General features: G+C 35.2%; 3 protein-coding genes. 1 reads left to right on the top strand and 2 read right to left on the bottom strand.

Features of this window, described 5'->3' with window-relative positions:
* The first annotated feature begins 51 nt into the window (after positions 1–51).
* On the top strand, positions 52–762 hold the full coding sequence (locus FC65_RS09505) for a glucosamine-6-phosphate deaminase (protein WP_056972490.1): 711 nt from the start codon (positions 52–54) through the stop codon (positions 760–762).
* Between the two features lie 91 nt (positions 763–853).
* Here the strand turns inward: FC65_RS09505 and FC65_RS11905 are convergent, their stop codons facing one another.
* Together FC65_RS11905 and FC65_RS09500 are read right to left on the bottom strand one after the other, a co-directional pair.
* Complete coding sequence (locus tag FC65_RS11905) at positions 854–1,027, bottom strand: hypothetical protein (protein ID WP_156408620.1); 174 nt, start codon at positions 1,025–1,027, stop codon at positions 854–856.
* A gap of 21 nt (positions 1,028–1,048) precedes the next feature.
* A complete protein-coding gene (locus tag FC65_RS09500) occupies positions 1,049–2,917 on the bottom strand; it encodes a BglG family transcription antiterminator (protein ID WP_056972489.1) in 1,869 nt (622 codons plus the stop codon).
* Positions 2,918–3,694: the final 777 nt, after the last annotated feature.

Raw genomic sequence — 3,694 nt, 5'->3', positions numbered from 1 at the left:
ATCAATTATAATTGGACTATACCAATAAAACAGAGACGGAGGGTTTCAGCAATGAAAGTTATTATTAAAAAGAACCAGCAAGAAGCAGGCGTTGAAGGTTACAAGGTATTTAAGGAAGCTATTCAAAATGGTGCTAAAGTTTTTGGTTTGGCTACAGGCTCCACACCAGTTACAACTTATGAGGAAATTGTCAAAAGTGATTTAGATTTTTCAGACTGTACCTCAATTAACTTGGATGAATATGTAGGTATTAGTCCAGATAATGATCAGAGTTACAAATATTTTATGAATGAACATCTTTTCTCCAAGAAACCATTTAAGAAATCATATTTGCCAGACGGTTTAGCAGAAGATCCAGAAGAAGAAACCAAGCGCTACAATAAGGTCATTGATGATAATCCAATCGATTTACAATTATTAGGGATTGGTCGTAACGCCCACATCGGCTTTAACGAACCAGGAACATCATTTGACTTGGAAACCCACGTTGCTGATTTAACTGATTCGACTATTGAAGCAAATGCACGTTTCTTTGAGCATGTTGAAGATGTTCCAAAGCAAGCTTATTCAATGGGAATCGGTTCAATTATGAAGTCAAAGAAAATCATACTTGAAGCATTCGGTGCAGAAAAGGCTGACGCTGTTGCTAAGATGATCGAAGGACCTGTGACAGAAGATGCTCCTGCAAGTATTTTGCAAAAACATCCCGATGTTGTTGTTTTGATCGACGAAGCAGCTGCTTCTAAACTAAGTAAAAAATAAAATATGTTAAATTAAAAATAAGGTCCCGCATATATTTCACAGTGTGAAGTATTGCGGGGCCTTTTTGTATTGGAACTAATGTAGGGAGGGCTTATTTTCTGATCGCTTCTAAGAATTTTTCAGTCAAAAACGAGCGTAATTTACTAGTTTTCCCGTGTTCAAAGAGGGCAGTGTTGTCATCGTTCATGATGATCAAGCTGCTGATCATCCCTAAGGTACTTTCGGTCAGTTCGTCAAGATCATAAGGAGCTAATAATACGACCATACGTTTAACGGAGATCTTTTCTTAATCCATTGCTTTCATCGTAAACGGCTTTTTTAATTCAAAAATTGAGCAGAATGGTTTTTTTACCCCTGCGGTACTGGTATGAAGGATCGCTAAGTTAGTATCTGGAATGCCGATTGGAGCAAGTTGGATCCTTTGGAGCAGTCCAGCAATAACATCTTTTGTGTCGGAAATAAAACCTGTGGGAATTTCGGTGATGATCTGACTTGTGATACTTTCTAAAGATTCTTCGTTATTAGTGATCTGTTTGACTCGGAAAGCTTGAACGATCTGATTGTACAAGTGGATCTCACTTTCCTTTTGCAACAAAACTTTTGGAGAAATTAGCGATTTATTTCCTGTAGGCACCGGTTCTTCTTGGATGGCTGAGTATTTCTTTTGATATGTTTGCAGCCAATTACGAACCTTGTTAACATCGTTTTCCAATAAAAGCGGACTGACAACTTGGTAATCTCTTGGAAAACCTGGGAGATCGATAGTCGAAAGAATAATGTCATAATTTTTTGGTTCTATTTGAGATAGATCGCTGACTTTTGTAGTATCGATTTTTTGAATTTCAGGTACTTCGCGTATCAAACGACTTTTTAAGATCTGTGAAGTTGAAAAACCATTTTCACAGATGACGAGTGCCCGTAATTCACGTTGATAAGTTCGATTAGTATATTCGTTGGCAAAATATAACAAAAGCAGTTGTAACTCAGGTTGAGTCAGTTCTTTACCTGGAAAAACTTCTTTCCATTTTGAACGGATCGTGGCAAATAAACGCGTATATTTATCACTGACACGTTGCAAAGTGTCAATTTGAACATTGGGTAATTGTTGTTGGTCGTTTTTGATCAAGTTTTCAATATGTTTTGACAAACGTTTGAAAAAATCTGGATTTCTGCGAAAATCCCAGCCGTAAGTAGTGGAAACCAATTCAACTAATTCTCTAACTTGAACCATCACTGAAAAGTCATTGACATCAAAATCGAATGAATTAACATTGGCTGTTGCGTTTTGGATGTGTTGCGCTAGGGAAATTACTTCTTCTTTAGTAATTTGTTTTTCATTTCCAACTTTTTCCCAATGAAAATTAGCAAAGAATTTATACGTAACGGCTAAATATTCGAGTTCTTTAGTCTTTGTGACAGAACGAGTGATCGCAGCATTATTGTCGAAACGAAAAATTGCAATTGCAAACATTAAGACAGTGCTGATGATCTGTCTGTCAGAATAAAAATTAATTTGCGGAAAGATATGGTGAGCTAATTGACGACTAACTTCGGACAATAACTCGTATGGCAGCAAGGTCATAAAGAAATTAGCGACGGAATCGTCACGTTCATTTAAGTAACGTAAAAATGAATATTCATTAATTTCAGTCAGTAAAATACCGCAGAGTACTTGGCGTCTTTTCAACTCATCTCCGGTGATCTGAACGCCGACTCCTTTCTTTTTTTCAACGGTTAAATTATATTCAGCCAAAGAATCAGATAGTGTCAGCAGGTCATGTTGGATCGTGCCTTCACTAACATCAAGATTATATGCAATACTAGAGATCTTGGTGTTTTCGCTATTCAGCAATAAGCTGGCGGCTACAGCATTTTGCCTTTGAGAAGTTGGCATATCATAGGCTGAATTTTGTCCAATGAGAGAGACTTTTAATTTTTGCTTACTGCTGTTTTTTCCTTCTAAAATGTAATTTCCATTTTGACTAGTGAGGATCAAATCATTTTGTTCTAGGAATAAACGAATGTTTGAAAATTCGCGGTAAAGTGTGCGACGGCTGACGTGTAATTGTTTTTCCATTTCCGTTAGCGATATCCCGTTTGTCTCGCTTAGTAACGTTAGTAAGATTTGTTTTTGTCGTGTAGAAAAAATTATCATTATTTTTACCTCTTTAAACTTAGACGTTAAGTTGGTATATAGGTCATGGTAGATCACTTTTAAACATAATTAGTCTAATCATAATGAAAATTTGGAGAGCTGGCAATAGTTAATAATGTTTGATTCTATTTCCGGACACTTTTTATTATAAACGTTATATTTTTTGTTTCAGTACAAAAGCTGGCCAATAAAGTTTAATGATTGTTTTTTTCTGGCGAAGTTCTAGCTATTCTAATTAGTCGAATAGTCAAAAAAATCAACTAAAGGAAATTGGTAAAAAATTATTACAATGACTGGTCAGTAGAAATTATCGTTTCTTAGTAGTCTGGTTTAGAGTTTATGTTCTAACTGTTTTACGGCTGGTAGATATAATTATGCATGCTAAGTGTACAATAAATAAGGGTTTGATAATAATTGAGCACCGCTTAAATAGCTTAATAGTATCCATGCAATATATTTAGCAGCTGGTATGGATGGCTTAACTATAAATAAGTATGTAACAATTGCTGTGTAAAAGTGGCTACGCTAAAAGCCAAATTTGTATAGTGGCTTGAATAGCTTTAATAAAACTGATAAGAAATTAATTTGATGTGCAGATCGAAACTATATGGCCTATGATAAAATTTAACTAAAAACCCTTTATTGCTAGGAGATCAGAGGTTGTTTTTGATTTTGATACATTTTGATATGATTTTCAAATAGAAATTTTCAGTGTTTAACAATTTATCTGTAAGTTTCTATATATCACCCCGATTTAAAATTGAAGTGCAACACTTG

The organism is Ligilactobacillus acidipiscis DSM 15836 (genome assembly GCF_001435755.1).
GTDB classification, from domain to species: Bacteria; Bacillota; Bacilli; order Lactobacillales; family Lactobacillaceae; genus Ligilactobacillus; species Ligilactobacillus acidipiscis.
The sequence above is the reverse complement of the archived record's forward strand: the minus strand, read 5'-3'. Positions and strand labels throughout refer to the sequence as shown.